This window comes from Rhodococcus globerulus NBRC 14531, from assembly GCF_001894805.1.
In the GTDB taxonomy this organism is placed as follows: Bacteria; Actinomycetota; Actinomycetes; order Mycobacteriales; family Mycobacteriaceae; genus Rhodococcus_F; species Rhodococcus_F globerula.
The window spans coordinates 50037-66762 of sequence record NZ_BCWX01000007.1 but is presented as its reverse complement, the minus strand read 5'-3'; the positions used below and the strand labels follow the sequence as shown (position 1 = coordinate 66762).

The 16726-nt window shown below is 61.3% G+C and carries 20 protein-coding genes; 9 read left to right on the top strand and 11 right to left on the bottom strand.

Going from position 1 to position 16726, the window contains the following annotated elements; genetic code table 11:
• Nucleotides 1-98: 98 nt before the first annotated feature.
• Nucleotides 99-554, bottom strand: coding sequence for a DoxX family protein (locus RG2_RS26985; protein WP_033237350.1), 456 nt, complete (start codon nt 552-554; stop codon nt 99-101).
• Nucleotides 555-747: 193 nt separating this feature from the next.
• Between RG2_RS26985 and RG2_RS26980 the strand changes: the two genes are divergently transcribed.
• Entirely contained in the window at nt 748-2394 is a 1647-nt protein-coding gene (locus RG2_RS26980; RefSeq protein WP_033237351.1) for an MFS transporter, read from the top strand.
• Here RG2_RS26980 and RG2_RS26975 read toward each other — a convergent pair.
• Nucleotides 2381-3001, bottom strand: a complete 621-nt coding sequence (locus RG2_RS26975; protein ID WP_033237352.1) for a malonic semialdehyde reductase — start codon at nt 2999-3001, stop codon at nt 2381-2383. The genes RG2_RS26980 and RG2_RS26975 overlap by 14 nt on opposite strands.
• Nucleotides 3002-3107: 106 nt before the next feature.
• On the opposite strand from RG2_RS26975, the gene RG2_RS26970 reads away from it, so the two are divergent.
• The gene (locus tag RG2_RS26970) at nt 3108-3461 is read left to right on the top strand and encodes a winged helix-turn-helix transcriptional regulator (RefSeq protein ID WP_033237353.1); all 354 of its coding nucleotides are present in this window, start codon (nt 3108-3110) and stop codon (nt 3459-3461) included.
• A gap of 1 nt (nt 3462) precedes the next feature.
• Here RG2_RS26970 and RG2_RS26965 read toward each other — a convergent pair whose 3' ends face one another.
• A complete protein-coding gene (locus RG2_RS26965; RefSeq protein WP_033237354.1) occupies nt 3463-3879 on the bottom strand; it encodes a PPOX class F420-dependent oxidoreductase in 417 nt (138 codons plus the stop codon).
• Between the two features lie 237 nt (nt 3880-4116).
• Here RG2_RS26965 and RG2_RS26960 point away from each other — a divergent pair, with 237 nt between their 5' ends.
• Nucleotides 4117-4941, top strand: coding sequence for an esterase/lipase family protein (locus tag RG2_RS26960; protein WP_033237355.1), 825 nt, complete (start codon nt 4117-4119; stop codon nt 4939-4941).
• Nucleotides 4942-4956: 15 nt separating this feature from the next.
• Here the strand turns inward: RG2_RS26960 and RG2_RS26955 are convergent, their stop codons facing one another.
• The 3 genes from RG2_RS26955 to RG2_RS26945 are packed head-to-tail and all read right to left on the bottom strand — an operon-like array spanning nt 4957 to nt 7573.
• Nucleotides 4957-6150, bottom strand: coding sequence for an acetyl-CoA C-acetyltransferase (locus RG2_RS26955; RefSeq protein ID WP_072782750.1), 1194 nt, complete (start codon nt 6148-6150; stop codon nt 4957-4959).
• Nucleotides 6147-6809, bottom strand: a complete 663-nt coding sequence (locus RG2_RS26950) for a CoA transferase subunit B (protein WP_033237022.1) — start codon at nt 6807-6809, stop codon at nt 6147-6149. The genes RG2_RS26955 and RG2_RS26950 overlap by 4 nt, the downstream gene beginning before the upstream one ends.
• A complete protein-coding gene (locus tag RG2_RS26945; RefSeq protein ID WP_174557385.1) occupies nt 6806-7573 on the bottom strand; it encodes a CoA transferase subunit A in 768 nt (255 codons plus the stop codon). Before RG2_RS26945 ends, RG2_RS26950 begins: the two co-directional genes overlap by 4 nt.
• Before the next feature lie 169 nt (nt 7574-7742).
• Here RG2_RS26945 and RG2_RS26940 point away from each other — a divergent pair, with 169 nt between their 5' ends.
• Entirely contained in the window at nt 7743-8522 is a 780-nt protein-coding gene (locus RG2_RS26940; RefSeq protein WP_080711882.1) for an IclR family transcriptional regulator, read from the top strand.
• 14 nt (nt 8523-8536) lie between these two features.
• On the opposite strand, the gene RG2_RS26935 is transcribed toward RG2_RS26940, so the two are convergent.
• Nucleotides 8537-9388, bottom strand: a complete 852-nt coding sequence (locus tag RG2_RS26935) for an alpha/beta fold hydrolase (protein ID WP_033237020.1) — start codon at nt 9386-9388, stop codon at nt 8537-8539.
• Between the two features lie 201 nt (nt 9389-9589).
• Between RG2_RS26935 and RG2_RS26930 the strand changes: the two genes are divergently transcribed.
• Nucleotides 9590-9793 carry a PspC domain-containing protein gene (locus RG2_RS26930; RefSeq protein WP_033237019.1) on the top strand — a complete coding sequence of 68 codons (204 nt, stop codon included), beginning with the start codon at nt 9590-9592 and terminating at the stop codon, nt 9791-9793.
• Between the two features lie 9 nt (nt 9794-9802).
• On the opposite strand, the gene RG2_RS26925 is transcribed toward RG2_RS26930, so the two are convergent.
• Nucleotides 9803-10462 (bottom strand): TetR/AcrR family transcriptional regulator, encoded by a 660-nt coding sequence (locus RG2_RS26925; protein ID WP_230590437.1) that lies wholly within the window; start codon nt 10460-10462, stop codon nt 9803-9805.
• A gap of 100 nt (nt 10463-10562) precedes the next feature.
• Between RG2_RS26925 and RG2_RS26920 the strand changes: the two genes are divergently transcribed.
• Nucleotides 10563-12062, top strand: a complete 1500-nt coding sequence (locus RG2_RS26920; RefSeq protein ID WP_033237018.1) for an MFS transporter — start codon at nt 10563-10565, stop codon at nt 12060-12062.
• A 61-nt stretch (nt 12063-12123) separates the two neighbouring features.
• On the opposite strand, the gene RG2_RS26915 is transcribed toward RG2_RS26920, so the two are convergent.
• Entirely contained in the window at nt 12124-12828 is a 705-nt protein-coding gene (locus tag RG2_RS26915; protein ID WP_045064834.1) for a TetR/AcrR family transcriptional regulator, read from the bottom strand.
• A 142-nt stretch (nt 12829-12970) separates the two neighbouring features.
• Between RG2_RS26915 and RG2_RS26910 the strand changes: the two genes are divergently transcribed.
• On the top strand, nt 12971-13408 hold the full coding sequence (locus tag RG2_RS26910; RefSeq protein WP_045066699.1) for a GtrA family protein: 438 nt from the start codon (nt 12971-12973) through the stop codon (nt 13406-13408).
• Nucleotides 13409-13443: 35 nt separating this feature from the next.
• Complete coding sequence (locus tag RG2_RS26905; RefSeq protein ID WP_033237016.1) at nt 13444-14214, top strand: ABC transporter permease; 771 nt, start codon at nt 13444-13446, stop codon at nt 14212-14214.
• Here the strand turns inward: RG2_RS26905 and RG2_RS26900 are convergent.
• On the bottom strand, nt 14192-14863 hold the full coding sequence (locus RG2_RS26900; protein WP_033237015.1) for an NAD(P)H-binding protein: 672 nt from the start codon (nt 14861-14863) through the stop codon (nt 14192-14194). The two genes, RG2_RS26905 and RG2_RS26900, sit on opposite strands and share 23 nt — an antisense overlap.
• Nucleotides 14864-15047: 184 nt before the next feature.
• Between RG2_RS26900 and RG2_RS31590 the strand changes: the two genes are divergently transcribed.
• Nucleotides 15048-15296 carry a hypothetical protein gene (locus tag RG2_RS31590; RefSeq protein ID WP_133637934.1) on the top strand — a complete coding sequence of 83 codons (249 nt, stop codon included), beginning with the start codon at nt 15048-15050 and terminating at the stop codon, nt 15294-15296.
• Here RG2_RS31590 and RG2_RS26895 read toward each other — a convergent pair.
• Nucleotides 15209-16672 (bottom strand): flavin-containing monooxygenase, encoded by a 1464-nt coding sequence (locus RG2_RS26895; protein ID WP_033237014.1) that lies wholly within the window; start codon nt 16670-16672, stop codon nt 15209-15211. The genes RG2_RS31590 and RG2_RS26895 overlap by 88 nt on opposite strands.
• Between the last annotated feature and the right edge of the window lie 54 nt (nt 16673-16726).

Below are 16726 nucleotides of genomic sequence, written 5' to 3'. Positions count from 1 at the left end.
CGAAAAGCCGGCGTCACCCGCAGGTATATGCGGTGTGACGCCGGCTGTTCGGCAATCGTAGGTTCGGGTCAGATTTGTCGCTCTGGATAAATGACGGACTACGGGCTGGAAGTTCCTACTGCAACTGGCTCATCCGCTACTTCGCTGGAGGTGGCCTTGGCTCGTCTGAGGTTGTCCAAAGCAGCAGCGCCCGGCCCGATGAAGACCAGCAGGAGCAAGGACCAGCAGAACAGGACAACCGAGTCTCCCTCGTTCTGGATGGGTAGCAAGCCGTCGGGCTGATGCTTCCAGAAGTAGGCAACGGCCATGGAACCTGAGGCAATGAAAGCTGCTGCACGAGTGCCGAGTCCGATGATTATCAACGTGCCGGCCACCAGCTCGATCGTTGCTGCCCAGCCGCCGGGCCAGTCCGTCCACGACGATGTGTTTCCGCCCCATGGAGCTACCGGCCATCCGGTCAGTGTCGACAGGCCATGGCAGAGAAACAGGAAACCGACAACGATGCGGAATGCTGCGATGCCCCATGGTGCCGCCGTGCTGGATATGTTTTTCACCGGAGGAGCATTACACACTCGAGTATGGTTTGCCTACCCTAATAACTGGACGGGTGTCCGAGGTCCTTCCATGTGGGTTTACATCCCAAATGTGCGGCAAGGTAACTGAGGCAAGGGCGTCGGAGATTTTGCTGCGAGTTCAAAGAATGCGGCCTAGGGTAAATCCACCAATCCGCCCTTATGGGAGTGTGACATGGACAAGCCGAATACGGAGACCACACCCGAGCCCGACAAGTCTGCAGTCAAGAACAAGTGGGCCGCCCTGATCGTACTGGTCGGCGGTCTGGCGATGATCGTCATCGACGGCACCATCGTCGGAGTAGCGCTCCCGGTTCTGATCGACGATCTGAAGTTGAATTTCGACGACGCGCAATGGGTCAACAGTCTCTATTCGGTGATCTTTGCTGCGCTTCTGCTCACTGCAGGTCGGTTAGGCGACAGATTGGGCCGCCGACGTCTGTACGTCGTCGGTATCGCGATATTCGTGGTCGGTAGCTTGTTGGCCTCTACCGCGGACGGCGCAACCAGCCTGATTGTGGCCAGAGCGATTCAAGGCGTCGGTGGTGCGTGCGTACTGCCCGCCACGCTGTCCTCGATGAACTCGATCTTCAGAGGCAAGGACAGGGCGGTGGCGTTCGGCGTGTGGGGTGCCGTCATCGCCGGCGTTGCTGCGATAGGTCCGCTACTCGGTGGCTGGATCACCACGTACTTCACCTGGCCGTGGATTTTTGTCATCAACGTGCCGATCGGCATCGCCCTGATGATCGCGACATACATGGTGGTTCCCGAAACCCGAGCCGGGGTCGTCGAACCGGGGCTCGATGTTCTGGGACTGTTCTTGAGCGCCTTCGGTTTCGGTGCGTTGATCTTTGCACTTATCGAGGGCGGCACACTCGGTTGGTGGAGTCAGAAGGCGGATCTGCATCTCTTCGGTATCACGTGGTCCGCCGACGCACCACTATCCGTGGTTCCGACGATCGGCACGATCGGTATCCTCCTGCTGCTGGGATTTGTGTTGTGGGAGAGGCATCGTGGACGAATTCACCGATCTGCGATTCTGGACATGAATTTGTTCTTCACGCCCACCTTCAGCTGGGGCAACGTGACTGCCATGACGGTCGCGATCGCCGAATTCGGCTTGTTGTTCGTACTGCCGCTCTATCTCGTCAACGCATTGGGTCTGAGTACGATGGGCGCAGGCTTCGTGCTTGCCGCGATGGCCGGTGGCGCTTTCATATCCGGCTCGCTCGCAAGGCATCTCACTGCGCTGATCGGCGCACCCCGAACAGTGATTCTGGGATTGCTCCTGGAAGTTGTCGGTGTTGTCGTAGTTGCTGTTTTTGTCAGTTCGACTGTCGCGCCGTGGCTTCTGGCGCTGCTTCTGGTGGTCTACGGAACCGGCCTCGGATTGGCCTCCGCGCAGCTCACCGGAATTACCCTGGCAGACATACCGACCGAAGAATCCGGTCAGGGATCAGCGACGCAGAGCACGGTTCGCCAGCTGGGCTCGGCCATCGGAAGTGCCGTCGTCGGCGCAGTATTGGCGTTCGGGTTGTCGAGAAACATGCCAGGCACACTCGAATCCGGGGGAGTGCCGTCGTCCGAAGCAATCCAACTGTCAGACGCGACACGAGAATCCGCAGGCAGTTCTATCGGAGTCCTGCGGGAGCAGGGGACGCACGGACAACTGGGCGAAGCCGGCCCAGATGTCGTGCGTCTGCTCTCCGACGGATTTGCGGAAGCGACGCGCTACTCGCTTTACGTGTCGGCGGCGTTCCTCGTCCTGGGTCTGATCGGAGCGTTTCGAGTGCAGGCGAGCGCCAGACTCAGGCCCAGCTGAGTGCGTCTTCGTTGGACAGGCGCGGCAGGCGGTCGAACCACGGGTTCTCGCCGGGATGGCCGATGTTGACCACGAGGGTGGTCTTGAAGCGGCCGTCGGCGAAGAACTCGCCGTCGATGCCCGCAGCGTCGAATCCGGCCATCGGGCCGGCGACCAGGCCCTGTGCGCGGATCGCGAGAATCACGTAGCCGGCCTGCAGGGCGGCGTTGAACCGACTGGTCGACGTGGCAGCAGCCTCGTCGGACGCGAAGTGGTCCTTCATTTCCGGGCGGATCGGGAAGAGCGCCGGGATGTGCTCGTAGAACTTGGTGTCGACAGCGAGGACCGCGACTGCCGGCGCGGAAGCAGTCTTGGCTTTGTTGCCGTCGGCCATGTGCTCTACAAGGCGCGCTTTACCCTCCTCTGTCCGTACGAAGAGCACGCGAAGCGGGTTGGTGTTGGCTGCGGTCGGCGCCCACTTCGCGAGTTCCCAGATCGCGGTGAGTTCGTCGTCGGTCACAGGTTCGTTAGAGAATGAGTTGGCCGTGCGAGCTTCGGTGAAGAGAAGTTCGCGGCTGGCGGTGTCGAGCTGCTTTGCGGTAAATGGGGTGGCTGCGTCGATTGACATCGGTGGTTCCGTTCCGTGATGGCTTGCCAGGCATCTCCGGCAAGACGAGTTGCTAGTAAAAACAAAGTGACTATGAGTACGTTAGCACTGACGCTAGGATGGTGAAGTGGAGAGTAAGAGTGGAACTGATCATCAACCCCGCGTCTGTGATGCGGCGTTGGCACGGGCTTTCCGCTTTCTCGGCAAACGCTGGAACGGTGTCATCCTCGCAACGCTGCTCGGTGGGCCTGCGGGATTCGCGGAACTGAAGCGTGCGGTCGGGGGAATCAGTGATTCCGTACTATCTGACCGGTTGACCGAACTGGCGAGCGCAGGGCTGGTGACACGGACCGTCGACGCCGGACCGCCCATTGCCGTGGAGTACCAACTCACGGTGTCTGGCCAGGCCTTGCTCCCTGCGTTGAGTGAATTGACGACCTGGGCTGCCGAGAATCTGCCGGCCGAGGGTTGTACGAGCTGAACTACCGCGTGTGTACGGTTCGGTGTGATTCGTACCAGGTGTCACCAGCAGGCTCTCCGCCCAAGTTCCAACTCCACGAGATTGTCGGCGTGATGCGTGAGTAGACCCCGGGGCCGACCATGCCCACCCTGTCGATCGGCGGTTCGGCAATGCCGTAGATCCTGATTCCGCGCGCGACGAATGGCTCGAACGACGGCATGTCATCGATGACCAGTGCAACCTCGTAGTGCCCTGAGCGGATGTTGCGGAATTTGCGGGTATTGACGACGGCCTCGCCGACCCCACCTATCCATAGGTGAGTGCCGTCGTATTCGAAGGCCAACGGCACGACGTCCGGTTGACCGTCTGGGCCCACAGTGGCAACTCTCGCAAGAGGTTGCGACGCCATGTACTCGATTTCCTGGTCTGTGAACGACATCAATTGATCCTTCCGCAGGTTCGCGACAAGTCCGCAACGTAGTTGCAACGTATGCGCCAATAGTGTTCTGGATCACACCGAGTTTCCGCGTCGGAAACTGGTGCGCAGTATCGGTCCAGGTTCGCTACCGGTGGCGATCACGGACAAGGCTCCGTGGGTTGACAACACAGCCCACGGAACCGTCCCCTCCGGCCAGGTGGGGCGAACCGCCCGGACACCGGCCGACAAGGAGTCCAGGTGTCTGTCGCGGCGGATACGTCTGTAGTGGACCTCGGGTGCTCCGAGCTTCCCGAAACTTTCCCCGAGCTTCTTCCAGGACCGCCGTCGTTGGCGATGTGCCTGACGGAACCGCCACGAGGGCTCGCCGACATTGCCTCGCTGGTGCTCGCGGCACCGTGGTTGCTCCGTTCGCCGCGAGGTGACGGACACCCGATTCTGGTCCTGCCGGGATTGTTGGCGTCCGACACGTCGACGATGGCAATGCGCGCGTACTTGCGGTTTCTCGGATATCGAGTCCACGGCTGGAACCTCGGCATCAATACCGGGCCGACGCCTCAGGTTGTCGACGGTCTGCCTGGGGTCCTCGCAGGTCTGGCGGATCGCTACGACAAACCGGTGTCGGTGATCGGGTGGAGCTTGGGCGGTATCTATGCCCGCCAACTTGCGCGGGATCTCCCGCACTCCGTGCGACAGGTGATCACCCTGGGAAGTCCATTCGGGTTGAGCAACCTGCAGCAGACGCGTGTCGGTGCGCTGTACTCACGTATGTCCGGCAACCATGCGATTCTTCCACCCGTCAACGGTATCGAGTGGGAACTCGGTCACCCGTTACCCGTTCCGGCAACGGCGCTCTACTCCAAGCGGGACGGTGTGGTTCCGTGGCAGGTGTGCCGCGACTTCCCGTCGGATCGTTCGGAAAGTGTTGCGGTACATGGCAGTCACATGGGGTTGACGCACAATCCTTCGGCGTTGTGGGCCGTGGCCGACCGGCTCGCGCAGGCCGCAGATACCTGGAATCCGTTTGTCGTTCCCAGGCATCTGCGGCGACTGTATCCGCGCTGAACCGTCGTCTGGCCTCTAGGCCTTGGGTACGCGGACGATCAGTGCGTCGCCCTGCCCGCCGCCGCCGCACAGTGCGGCCGCGCCGATGCCGCCGCCGCGGCGCGCCAACTCGAGCGCGAGGTGCAGCGCGATCCGGGCACCGGACATCCCGAGGGGGTGCCCGACGGCGATGGCGCCGCCGTTGACGTTCACCTTCGCCGGGTCGAGGCCGAGCTCACGCGTGGAGGCGATACCGACGGCCGCGAACGCCTCGTTGATCTCGACGAGATCGAGATCGGTGGGGTTGATGCCTTCCTTCGCGCAGGCCTTCGCGATGGCCCGCGCCGGCTGGGACTGCAGGGTCGAATCGGGTCCGGCGACCACACCGTGGGCACCGATCTCCGCGATCCACGCCACACCGAGTTCTTCGGCCTTGGCCTTGCTCATCACGACCACGGCGGCGGCGCCGTCGGAGATCGGGGAGGCGGAGCCGGCGGTGATGGTGCCGTCCTTGCTGAACGCGGGACGCAGTTTGCCGAGGGATTCGACGGTGGTGTCGGCGCGGATGCCCTCGTCCTGCGTGAAGACGATCGGATCGCCCTTGCGCTGCGGGATCGAGACGGGGACGACCTCGTTGTCGAAGAGGCCGTCCTTCCAGGCGCGGGCGGCGTTCTGGTGTGAGGCCGCGGCAAACGCGTCCTGCTCCGCGCGGGTGATGTGGGTGTCGTCCTGTTGGTTGACCTGTTCGGTGAGCAGGCCCATCGCCTGGTCGGTGAAGATGTCGTGCAGGCCGTCGTACGCCATGTGGTCGCGCATCGTGACGTCGCCGTACTTGAACCCTTCGCGGCTTTTTTCGAGCATGTGCGGTGCGCGGGACATCGATTCCTGACCGCCGGCGACGACGACGTCGAATTCGCCGGCGCGGATCAGCTGATCGGCCAGGGCGATGGCGTCGACACCGGAGAGGCAGACCTTGTTGATGCTCAGGGCGGGAACGTTCATCGGGATGCCCGCGGCGACGGCGGCCTGACGGGCGGGCATCTGACCGGCGCCGGCGGTGAGAACCTGACCCATGATGACGTACTCGACCTGCTCCGGGGCGACACCGGCCTTCTCGAGGGCGCCCTTGATGGCGATGCCACCGAGATCGGACCCGGACAGGTCCTTCAACGAACCCATGAGTCGACCCATCGGGGTACGGGCTCCGGCAACAATCACAGAACTGGTCATGTCAGGTCTACTTTCAATTCGGTGCCGGTGGCACTGACAACGTCATCGACAGTGACGCCGGGGGCCAATTCACGCAAGGTAAGTGTGCCGCCGTCGGTGACGTCGATGACTGCAAGGTTGGTGATGATGCGATCTACGACGCCTTGGCCGGTCAGCGGCAGGGTGCATGCGTCGACAATCTTGGGGTTGCCGTCGCGATCGGTGTGTTCCATGACGACGATGACACGACGGGCACCATGGACAAGATCCATCGCGCCGCCCATGCCCTTGACCATTTTGCCGGGGACCATCCAGTTGGCGAGGTCGCCGGTCTTCGAGACCTGCATGCCGCCGAGAACTGCGGTGTCGATGTGGCCGCCGCGGATCATGCCGAAGGAAAGAGCGGAATCGAAGTATGCCGCACCGGGATTGACGGTGACGGTTTCCTTGCCCGCGTTGATCAGATCCGGGTCGACGTTGTCCTCGGTGGGGTACGGGCCGGTGCCCAGGATGCCGTTCTCCGAGTGCAGAACTACCCGAACGTCCGAGCTGAGGTATCCGGGGATCAAGGTGGGCAGACCGATTCCGAGGTTCACGTATTCGCCGTCGATCATCTCGGCCGCGGCACGAGCCGCCATGTCGTTGCGGGTCCAACCGGTCACTGTGGCTGATGCGGTCATCGTGTTGCTCCTTCGGACGCGCTGACGGTTCGCTTTTCGATTCGTTTGTTCTGGGGCCCGGTGTGGACAACACGCTGGACGAAAACCCCAGGAAGATGAACTGAAGCCGGGTCGATCTCGCCAGGCTCGACAAGCCGTTCCACCTGGGCGATGGTGATTCGCCCGGCCATAGCGGCGAGTGGGTTGAAGTTCATCGCCGTCTTGTCGAAGACGAGGTTGCCCTCGGTGTCACCCATGACGGCGTGAACCAGGGCGTAATCGGCCGTGATTGCTTCTTCCATCACGTATCGCTTGGTTCCGAAGGTGCGAGTTTCCTTGGGCGGGGACGCAATTGCGATGGAACCGTCGCTGTTGTAGCGCCAGGGCATGCCGCCGTCGGAGATAGGGCTACCGACACCTGCCGGAGTGAAGAACGCCGGGATTCCGGTTCCGCCGGCGCGCAGGCGTTCTGCCAGTGTTCCTTGCGGTGTCAGTTCCACTTCGAGTTCGCCAGCCAGGTACTGACGCGCGAATTCCTTGTTCTCGCCGACGTACGACGCCGTCACGCGCCGAATTCGACCGGCAGACAGCAGGATTCCGAGTCCGTGATCGTCAACGCCGCAGTTGTTGGAGAACACTTCGAGTTCCCGTGCGCTGGTTGCCGCGATCGCTTCGATCAAGGCGTCAGGGATTCCGCACAGTCCGAATCCGCCGACGGCCAGGGTCGAGGCGTCGGTGATGTCGGCGACCGCATCGGTCGCGGACTGGTACACCTTCGTTGCCATCGTCATCTCCCCATCTTGCGTTCATCTGATGAACGCATTGTTTTTCTCTGGATGAATTCAACTATGCGCAGCTCCAGCAATCAATGACGGCTGGAAAGATGATAGAAAATGGTCGCTGGGCGACCAATTCTCGTGAATACGTTCATTCAGTGAACGCTAAGATGGTCACATGACATCGAGAGAGCAAGCGCCGCACATGGTGGCTCGGGTGGCAGCGGTATTGCGTGCGGTCGCCGCGTCGGAACCAGACGGTGCAACGACCACTGAGCTGAGCAAGGCGGCCGATCTCGCTCGTCCGACGGCTCACAGGCTGCTTACGTCGCTGGCGGAGGAGGGTCTGGTGGACCGCGACGCGAAGAGCGGTCGTTGGTCTCTGGGGCCGGAGTTGTACCTCCTCGGTACCGCTGCGGGCAGTCGATATGACATCACCGACTCGGCGCGCGATGTTCTCGAGGATCTGGCCCGATTGACGGGGGAGAGTGCCTTCTTGTCCGCACGGCGCGGCGACGAAACAGTGTGTGTCGTGAGGCAGGAGGGGAGCTTTCCCCTGAGATCCCATGTGCTTTATGAAGGAAAACGATTTCCACTAGGCGTCGCGTCGGCTGGTCTGGTGATCCTGAGTCACTCGCCTGCCGGTGAGGTCGACAGTTATTTCGCGCGCAGAGATCTCACCGCGGAGTGGGGAGACGACCACAGTGAGGAAGCCGTTCGCCGTCGAATCAGCCTGACCCGCGCCGCCGGCTACGCGGTCAATCCGGCTCTCCTCGTCGAGGGGAGTTGGGGGATGGGCGCCGCCGTCTTCGACCGACGGGGACGGCCGGCGTGGGCCCTGAGCTTGACCGGTGTCGAGACTCGATTCCGGCCGGACCGGATCCCCGAACTGGGAAGACTCCTGCTCGAGCAGGCACATGTCCTGACGACTCGGCTCAAAACCCACTCCGTACCGTAGAACTTGCCGCGTCACTACCGGAGGAGGAACTCGAGCGTGACTCGTTCGAATGCTTCTTTCGCTTCGACCATGACCCAGTGTCCGCAGTTAGGGAAGATGTGCAACTCGGCGTTCGGTATGAGTCGTAGTGGGATCATCGGCATGTCCGGCGGGCACTGACGGTCGTCGAGGCCCCAGGTCAGCAATGTCGGGCATTGCACGGCGTGCATCATGGACCAGTACGGTGGTCGATTCGACTCGGACGTCATTTTCTGCTGCGCGGCAAAGGCTTTGGACCCGTACATCGCTGCAAGACTCTTGTGGGATTCCGGATCCTTGGCGCTCTCCCAGCGTTCCTCGATGCGTTCTTCGGTAATGATGCCGGGGTCATGCACCATGCATCGAAGCCATCGAATCAACTTCTCCCGTGTGGGACCGTCGGCAAATTCCTGAAGCAGTCGAGTGCCCTCGCTCGGGTTCTGGCTGAAAATGTTGGGGCCAACACCGCCGATCGTGACCAGTTTCTTCACTCGCTCGGGGTGCCGCATCGCCACGTTCGACCCGACGACACCGCCCATCGAGTTGCCGATCATCGCAGCGGATTCGATGTCCAAAGCATTCATGAAGCGAGTGACTGAGGAACCTGCGGTGACGACGGGATGGCCGTCGACGGGATCGCTGATACCGAAGCCGGGGAATTCCAGTACGTAACAATGGAAGTGCTGCGCGAAGGTGGCAAGGTTGCCGCGGTAGTTTCGCCATCCACTGACTCCGATTCCGGATCCGTGCAACAGAATCAGCGGTGGACCGTCGCCCGCCTCGTGATAACGCAATACCCCTTTGTCGGTAGCGATTTCTCTCTTGGTTCCCTCGTAGCTCACGTCCATTCGGCAATGCTAGAACAGGTTTCAGTTTTGAGGTGCGTTTCTGTCGGGGTCAACCCTGATTGCGACTCGGGGTAGCACTGATACCTGAGGATGAACCGTGGCCGGAAAGATGGGTCCTGCGCCCGATGTGCGGCGCGGCAGTTCGGCGGATAGTTGATGTCAACGCGGCAGTCGCCGCGACACGTACCGAAAGGTCAATCCATGACGTCATCGATGAAGACCCGCAAGCTCACTCGCGCACGGTCGGGCGCAATGTTCGGCGGTGTGTGCGCCGGCATTGCACGCTACTTCGGGTGGAAGGCGTCGACTGTTCGGTTGCTGTTCGTACTGTCGTGCTTGCTGCCCGGACCGCAGTTTCTGATCTACCTCGTGATGTGGATTTTCATTCCGCGCGAGGCGATCTGAGCGCGCTGTTCAGCGTTTGCGAGATTTGAGTATCAGCTTTGCCTCATGCAGCTCGTCCGGCGTCAGGGGTGGCAAAGGTAAGGGGTCTCGGTGTTTGCCCTCGGCGCGGAGTCCGTCGAGCATCACCGACAGGAACCGGCGCCACACCGTCGGGTTGACGGGTTGGGCGAACTCGGTGACCGCTCCCACCATGAAGATGAGTCCGAAGAGGTCGGTGGACACCGCATCGGGGCGCAGCATTCCGGCGTCTCGTGCTCGCCGAAAGATCTCTTCGACGGCAGGTTCGATGATGGATCGCTGACTCGCGACCTGCTCGCATCCCTCGTCTGTTCCGTTGAGTACGTCCTTGAGTCCGCGGTTGACAGACATTCGGCCACAAGCGAATTCGGCAAATGTCACCAAGGCGTCCCAGGGGTCCGGGTTGGCGAGCGACGCCTCGGTGGCAGCGGCCATGTCGGCGAAGTTCTGCTGGAAGACGCCGTCGATCAATTCTTCTTTGTTTGCGAACCGTCGGTACACCGTGCCGACGCCGACACCCGCGCGGCGAGCCACGTCGTCGAGTGTGACGTCGATGCCTTCTTCCGCGTACAACTCACGCGCGGCGTCGATGATCAATCGCCTGTTGCGGGCGGCGTCGGCGCGAAGAGGGCGCTCCATTGCGGTGCTCATGATGTCCAGTTTACTCGCCAAGTGGAGACATGATCTCCATTTGGGTGTAGCGTTTTTGCTAACCGGAGAAGCCATCTCCGCATAGCTCGGGCGAGGGAACATGTCAGAAACTGCTGAGTGGACTGAAATCGACAAGTCCCCGGCGCCTTCAGGGGACAACCACGCAAAACGGTGGCTGATTCTCGCGGTTCTGGGAATTGCGCAGCTCATGGTGGTCTTGGACGCCACTATCGTCAACATCGCGCTGCCGGCAGCGCAGCGTTCATTGGAATTCGGTGATTCCGATCGTCAGTGGATCATCACCGCGTACGCCTTGGCCTTCGGCAGCTTGCTGCTGCTCGGTGGCCGGTTGAGCGACCTGTTCGGCCGCAGGCGCACCTTTATCGTCGGGCTGATCGGATTTGCGGTTACCTCGGCAATCGGCGGCGCGGCGGTCAATTTCGAAATGCTGGTCGCCGCGCGTGCAGGTCAGGGCGTCTTCGGTGCACTACTTGCTCCGGCGGCACTGTCACTACTGTCGGTGACCTTCACGGATCCGGCAGAACGGGCAAAGGCCTTCGGCATCTTCGGCGCAGTGGCCGGCGGCGGCGGCGCTATCGGATTGCTCCTCGGCGGTGCGCTTACCGAATGGGTGGACTGGCGCTGGTGCCTGTACGTGAACCTGTTCTTCGCGGCAATCGCGCTGGTCGGAGCCGTGCTGCTGTTTGCGCCCCACGTCACTACCGGAGCCAGGCCGAAACTCGACATCCCCGGAACCGTTCTGGTGTCGATCAGCCTCTTCAGCATCGTCTTCGGATTCTCGAAGGCTGAATCGAACGGTTGGGGTGCCGGTACCACCATTGCGTGGCTGACCGCGGGCGTCGTATTCATGGCCGCATTCATCTACTGGCAAACCAAGTCCGACCATCCGCTGCTCCCGCTGCGAGTGGTCACCGATCGAATCCGCGCCGGCTCGTACCTGGCTATCTTCCTTTCCGGCGCAGGCATGTTCGCGGTCTTCTTGTTCTTGACGTACTACATGCAGTTGATCCTCGGATACACGCCGATCGTGACCGGTCTGGCCTTCATGCCCATGGTGTTCGGAATCGTCACGGCGGCAACGCTGTCCACGGCAGTACTTCTGCCGAGATTCGGTCCTCGTATCCTGATCACCAGCGGAATGGTGATCGCCGCAATCGGAATGACAATTCTGGCGCAGATTTCGGTGGACAGCACGTACGCCGTCCACATTCTGCCCGGACTGGTCGTCACCGGCCTCGGTATGGGCAGCATCTTCGCGCCGTCGATGCAGGGCGCAACCTCGGGTGTGCGCTACGAAGATGCCGGAGTTGCGTCGGCAACGGTCAACACGATGCAACAGGTGGGCGGTTCCATCGGGACAGCACTACTGAGCACCATCGCGGCATCCGCGTCTACGAATTACCTCGTCGGCCGTGAGGTCAACCCCATCACGCAGGCGCAGGCCGCCGTCGAAAGTTACACCACGACGTTCTACTGGGCTGCAGCCATTTTTGCGGTCGGCGCTGTGCTGACGGCATTGGTTGTTCGGAGCGGACTACTCCCGACGGCACCTGAGGGTGAACCGGTTCTGGTGCACTGAGACAAAGGTCGGGGCCGCTGTCTGAATGAACTGGTCAGTAGGCGGCCCTGACCTCCTCGACTCAGCAGGGGCCGTCCGGTCCACTTCCGTAACGGTGCATGACGTGGTCGAGTTGTTCGGTCGTGAGGGCCGGCACGGGAAGTTCACGGTGCGTGGTCCGCGATGCACGCAAGCCGTCGATGATGAAGCCGAGAACGCGGCGGTATGCCTCCGGAGCATCGTCGCCCGTGAAATTCTGCGACAGCTTGATGGTCTGGATGAGAAGTGGAACGTCGCTGATTTCGAAGTCGTCGCGCAAGGTGCCCTCATCCTTCGCACGGTTGACGAGGGCGGCGGTACTGCGAGTGATGCTGGCACGGGCACGGGTGAACGCGTCGGACGTGAAACGGGCGTCCATCAGAATGTCGCCGAATCCGCGACTGTCTGCCATACGACGCGAGATCGCTTCGAGGTAGTGGACAAGCCCGTCCCAGGCGCCGGGAATCTCGAGTGACGTTGTCGCAAGGGATTCGATCTCCGCGCAGCGGGAGTCGAACAAGGCCTGGATCAATTCGTCCTTGCTGGCGAATCGTCTGTAGACGGTGCCGACTCCGACGCCCGCGTGACGTGCGACATCCGCCAGCGTGGCATCGAGGCCCTGGGCTCCGAAGACTTCACGCGCGGAACAGAGGATGCGTTCGAGGTTCGCCTGGGCGTCGGCACGCAGACGTGGCTGTCCGCAAATGTCCGACGATCCCACTAGTGCATCGGGGTGACTTGTCGGCATCCTCACAGTCTACGACACTAAGCGGAACATACGGTTCCGCTAGTGTTATATTGCTAAGCGGAACGAATGGTTCCGATTAACTTCACGAGAGAAGCCATTTATGAGCACGTCTGACATCTGGGTCGGGAGTAAAACGACCTCGATGATGGGTACGCGGAATATCGGCTTCTCGGGCCGCGCACTGCGGGCTCTCTCCGGTGACGGTGCGTTCATCCAGCTCATCCGATTCGCTCTTGTCGGCGGCATCAGTAACATCCTGTACTTCGCCGCGTTCCTTGCTCTGCATGGCGACGGAGTCCTTGTCGCCAACGCCGTGGGCGCGGTGCTCAGCACTATTCTTGCCAACGAACTTCATCGGCGGCTCACGTTCCACGCCGCTGACCGCGTCCACTGGTTCACCGCGCAGTGGGAAGGCGGCGGACTGGCACTTGTCGGACTGCTCGCCAGCTCGGCTGCCATCAGCGCACTGGGTTTCCTGTTCCCCGGCGCAACTGGCGTTGTACAAGCCGGCCTCGTGATCGGAGTCAGCGCACTCGTCGGAGGCCTGCGCTTTGTCGCCCTCCGTGGATGGGTGTTCTGACCGAACCAGACGCAGCGTGCGGAACACTGTGAGTCATGAGCATGTCGATAGCCGACTCCGGTATCCGTCTCGGGCTGCTCTGTCTGGCGATGGCGGTGTTGGCGGCGCTCGTTTATCGCTTCACTCGCATCGGCAGTGTTCGTGTCGTCCCCGGTGCGCTGGTGCGTGGCGCCATCCAATTGGCAGCGATTTCCTTGATCCTGGCTGCTGCTCTCGCTCACCTCTGGTCGGCGGTACTCGTGCTGATCGGGATGTTTGCGGCCGCGTCATTCACGGCTGCGCGTAGATCGAACTCCGGTCGCTCCGGCGTTTGGCTGAGTGCCGCTGTGCTCGCGGGCATCGCCGTTGTGCTCCCACTCATGCTCATATCAGGGGTGGTTCCCTTGGAGGGGGTTGCGATCGTGCCGATCGGCGGGATCGTGATGGGCGGCGCTATGACCGCGACATCGATGGCCGCTAAACGTGGACTCGACGCCATCGACTCCCGATACGGTGAGGTCGAAGCTGCCCTCAGCCTTGGTTTTTCGCAGCGCGACGCCCGGTGGGAGGTGGCGAGAACTGCCGCCGCCGACGCTTTGCTGCCAGGAGTCGACCAGACGCGAACCGTCGGCCTGGTGACTTTGCCCGGAGCGTTTGTCGGCGTTCTGCTTGCGACGGGATCCGCGGTGCAGGCCGGGGCTGTGCAGATCCTTGTATTGGCAGGGTTGTTGTTGGCGCAAACCTGCGCGGTAGCTGTTGCCGTGGAGTTGGTTGCGCGAGGCCGCGTCTACCGAGGTAGGCGAGTCAGAGCTGCGCGAGTTCGTTGATCTTGTTGCTGCGCAGGACACGATCGGGCAGATCAGGGGCGTTCGACGCGAGAGTGATCATTGCCGTACCGATGTTCTCACTTGTTGTGACGCTTGCCGGCAGCACAATGCGCAGCAGTGGGTACAACCCCGCTGACAGTTGATAGAACGCCTTGTACCACCACGTCTTCGACGGTGATCCGGGGCGCGGGCGGATAAACCCCGGCCGGAAGATGTAGACGGTCAGAGGCAGTGCCAGCAGTGCGTTCTCGGTTGCGCCACGTACTCGCTTCCACATGGTCGTGCTGGTCTCGGTGGAGTCGGCACTCTCGCCGGAAACGTAGACGAACACCATGTGCGGATTCAGCCGTGCGAGTGTCGTCGCGGCAGCGAGCGTGAAGTCGCGGGTGATCCGGGTGTAGTCGGTTTCGTTCATTCCGGCAGACGAGGCACCGAGGCAGAAGAAGCAGGCATCGGCGCCGATGAGGTCTCCCTCGATGCTCGTGAGATCAAGCAGATCGCGATGAACGATGTCGACTATTTTTGCGTCGCCGATCGTGATCGGATTACGGCCGACGGTCACTACCGTGTCGATTCGCGAATCCGTCAGGCACTCGCGCAGAACACTGTTGCCCACCATTCCCGTTGCCCCGAAAATTACGACCTTCATCTGTGTTGCCCCCCGTTGTCGAATTCTGCGTTGTCGAATTCTGCGAACACACTACGCAGCGGTGTCGGGGCGGAGTATGCCGGAGCACCAACTGAACGTTTGACCTGCAACGATTGGTCTCTTTCATCCAACTTGCGACCAAAGTCTCTACAAACCGTCCGGACGGTAGGGAGAGGATGGGTGCATGGACGAAGCGGGGGACGAGCTACATGTGCTCGGGTCGGAAACCGCCGGTCGATGTGTGGAGGCGTTGACCATCATCGTTTTCGGCGCGCTGTGTGCTGTTGTCGCAGGTTCCGCGATGTGCCTTCTCATCGGTGTGGTGGTGGGACTCGTTCGACTGGTCTACCTGTTTGCGCGCGAGTTGTTCTTCGAGAACGACATGTGGTCGTTGATGCTCCCGAACGTCGAGTGGAAGCGATCCAGGATGTAATTCTGACGCATGTTCCAGGGCGACTTCGATCCCTGCTTCGGGAATTGTTCGACGGCACGCAACACATATCCCGACTCGAGATCGAGAATGGGGCGTTGATCCATGTCTTCGGTTACCTGCGGAACGCAGGTGGAGTATCCGCGCTTGTCCATCTCGGCGAGCAGGCGGCACACGTACATAGACGTCAGGTCTGCCCGCAGCGTCCACGACGCGTTGGTGTACCCGACGCACATCGCGAGATTCGGAACTTCGCTGATCATCATGCCTTTGTAGACGTATCGATCGCCAAGGGATACCGGCTCACCGTCGACGTCGAGGGACATTCCGCCACAGGCTTCCATCTTCAATCCTGTTGCTGTGACCACGATGTCCGCGTCGAGTTCAGTGCCGGACATCAAGCGGATCCCGGACTCGGTGAACGTCTCGATGCGATCGGTTTCGATGGAGGCCTTGCCGGATTTCAGCGCCTTGAACAGATCGCCGTCGGGTACGACGCATAGTCGCTGATCCCACGGGTCATAGTCGGGCGTGAAGTGCGGATCGATCGGAACATCATGGGGGAGTTGCCGCTTGGCGGCTATGCTCAGTAGCTTCTTCGCGCGTGCCGGGCTGCGACGGCACAGTTGGTAGAAGCCGAGATTGACCAGGACGCTCTTCCATCGGGCCACGCTGTGTGCCACCTTGCTCGGCAGGTACTTGCGGAAGGAATCCGCGATCTTGTCTTTCGACGCCAACGTGAGAATGTACGACGGTGACCGCTGCAGCATCGTGACGTGCTCGGCGCTCTTGGACATCGTGGGAACCAAAGTGACTGCGGTAGCGCCACTTCCGATCACAACCACCTTCTTGCCGGTGTAATCGAGATCGTCCGGCCAGAACTGTGGATGCACGACGGTTCCGCCAAACGTTTCCAAGCCTGGGAAATCGGGTGTGTATCCGGCGTCGTAGCTGTAGTACCCGCTGCAGAGATAGAGAAAATTGCAGGTGAGTGTGTGTTCCCGATCCTCGGACACGACAGTGAGCGTCCAGACCGACGTTTCCGACGACCAGGACGCCGCAGTCACTTTCTGGTTGTACCGAATCTTCTGATCGATACCGTTCTCACTGGCGGTGTCCCGGACGTATTGCAGGATCGACGGGCCGTCGGCGATTGCCTTGGCATCGGTCCACGGGCGGAACGGATACCCCAGCGTGAACATGTCGGAGTCGGAGCGAATGCCGGGATACTTGAACAGATCCCAGGTTCCGCCACTGTTCGAGCGGGCCTCGAGAATGGCGTACGACTTTCCGGGAAGCTCGGTTTGAAGGCGATACGCAGCACCGATACCCGACAGGCCTGCACCGACGATCAGTACATCGAGGTGTTCGGTGCTCATCTGTGTACTCCGTATCGAGTGCGCCGTCCCGGTGAAAAGGTGGTCGAAACCCAG

Excerpts from the sequence above, each read along its gene's own strand:
- RG2_RS26955 (WP_072782750.1), bottom strand. The coding sequence starts at position 6,150 with ATGACCAGTTCTGTGATTGTTGCCGGAGCCCGTACCCCGATGGGTCGA.
- RG2_RS26900 (WP_033237015.1), bottom strand. The coding sequence starts at position 14,863 with ATGAAGGTCGTAATTTTCGGGGCAACGGGAATGGTGGGCAACAGTGTT.
- RG2_RS26940 (WP_080711882.1), top strand. The coding sequence starts at position 7,743 with ATGACATCGAGAGAGCAAGCGCCGCACATGGTGGCTCGGGTGGCAGCG.
- RG2_RS26980 (WP_033237351.1), top strand. The coding sequence starts at position 748 with ATGGACAAGCCGAATACGGAGACCACACCCGAGCCCGACAAGTCTGCA.
- RG2_RS26945 (WP_174557385.1), bottom strand. The coding sequence starts at position 7,573 with ATGGCAACGAAGGTGTACCAGTCCGCGACCGATGCGGTCGCCGACATC.
- RG2_RS26925 (WP_230590437.1), bottom strand. The coding sequence starts at position 10,462 with ATGAGCACCGCAATGGAGCGCCCTCTTCGCGCCGACGCCGCCCGCAAC.
- RG2_RS26930 (WP_033237019.1), top strand. The coding sequence starts at position 9,590 with ATGACGTCATCGATGAAGACCCGCAAGCTCACTCGCGCACGGTCGGGC.
- RG2_RS26950 (WP_033237022.1), bottom strand. The coding sequence starts at position 6,809 with ATGACCGCATCAGCCACAGTGACCGGTTGGACCCGCAACGACATGGCG.
- RG2_RS26910 (WP_045066699.1), top strand. The coding sequence starts at position 12,971 with ATGATGGGTACGCGGAATATCGGCTTCTCGGGCCGCGCACTGCGGGCT.
- RG2_RS26975 (WP_033237352.1), bottom strand. The coding sequence starts at position 3,001 with ATGTCAATCGACGCAGCCACCCCATTTACCGCAAAGCAGCTCGACACC.
- RG2_RS26935 (WP_033237020.1), bottom strand. The coding sequence starts at position 9,388 with ATGGACGTGAGCTACGAGGGAACCAAGAGAGAAATCGCTACCGACAAA.
- RG2_RS26920 (WP_033237018.1), top strand. The coding sequence starts at position 10,563 with ATGTCAGAAACTGCTGAGTGGACTGAAATCGACAAGTCCCCGGCGCCT.
- RG2_RS26895 (WP_033237014.1), bottom strand. The coding sequence starts at position 16,672 with ATGAGCACCGAACACCTCGATGTACTGATCGTCGGTGCAGGCCTGTCG.
- RG2_RS26905 (WP_033237016.1), top strand. The coding sequence starts at position 13,444 with ATGAGCATGTCGATAGCCGACTCCGGTATCCGTCTCGGGCTGCTCTGT.
- RG2_RS31590 (WP_133637934.1), top strand. The coding sequence starts at position 15,048 with ATGGACGAAGCGGGGGACGAGCTACATGTGCTCGGGTCGGAAACCGCC.
- RG2_RS26965 (WP_033237354.1), bottom strand. The coding sequence starts at position 3,879 with ATGTCGTTCACAGACCAGGAAATCGAGTACATGGCGTCGCAACCTCTT.
- RG2_RS26915 (WP_045064834.1), bottom strand. The coding sequence starts at position 12,828 with ATGCCGACAAGTCACCCCGATGCACTAGTGGGATCGTCGGACATTTGC.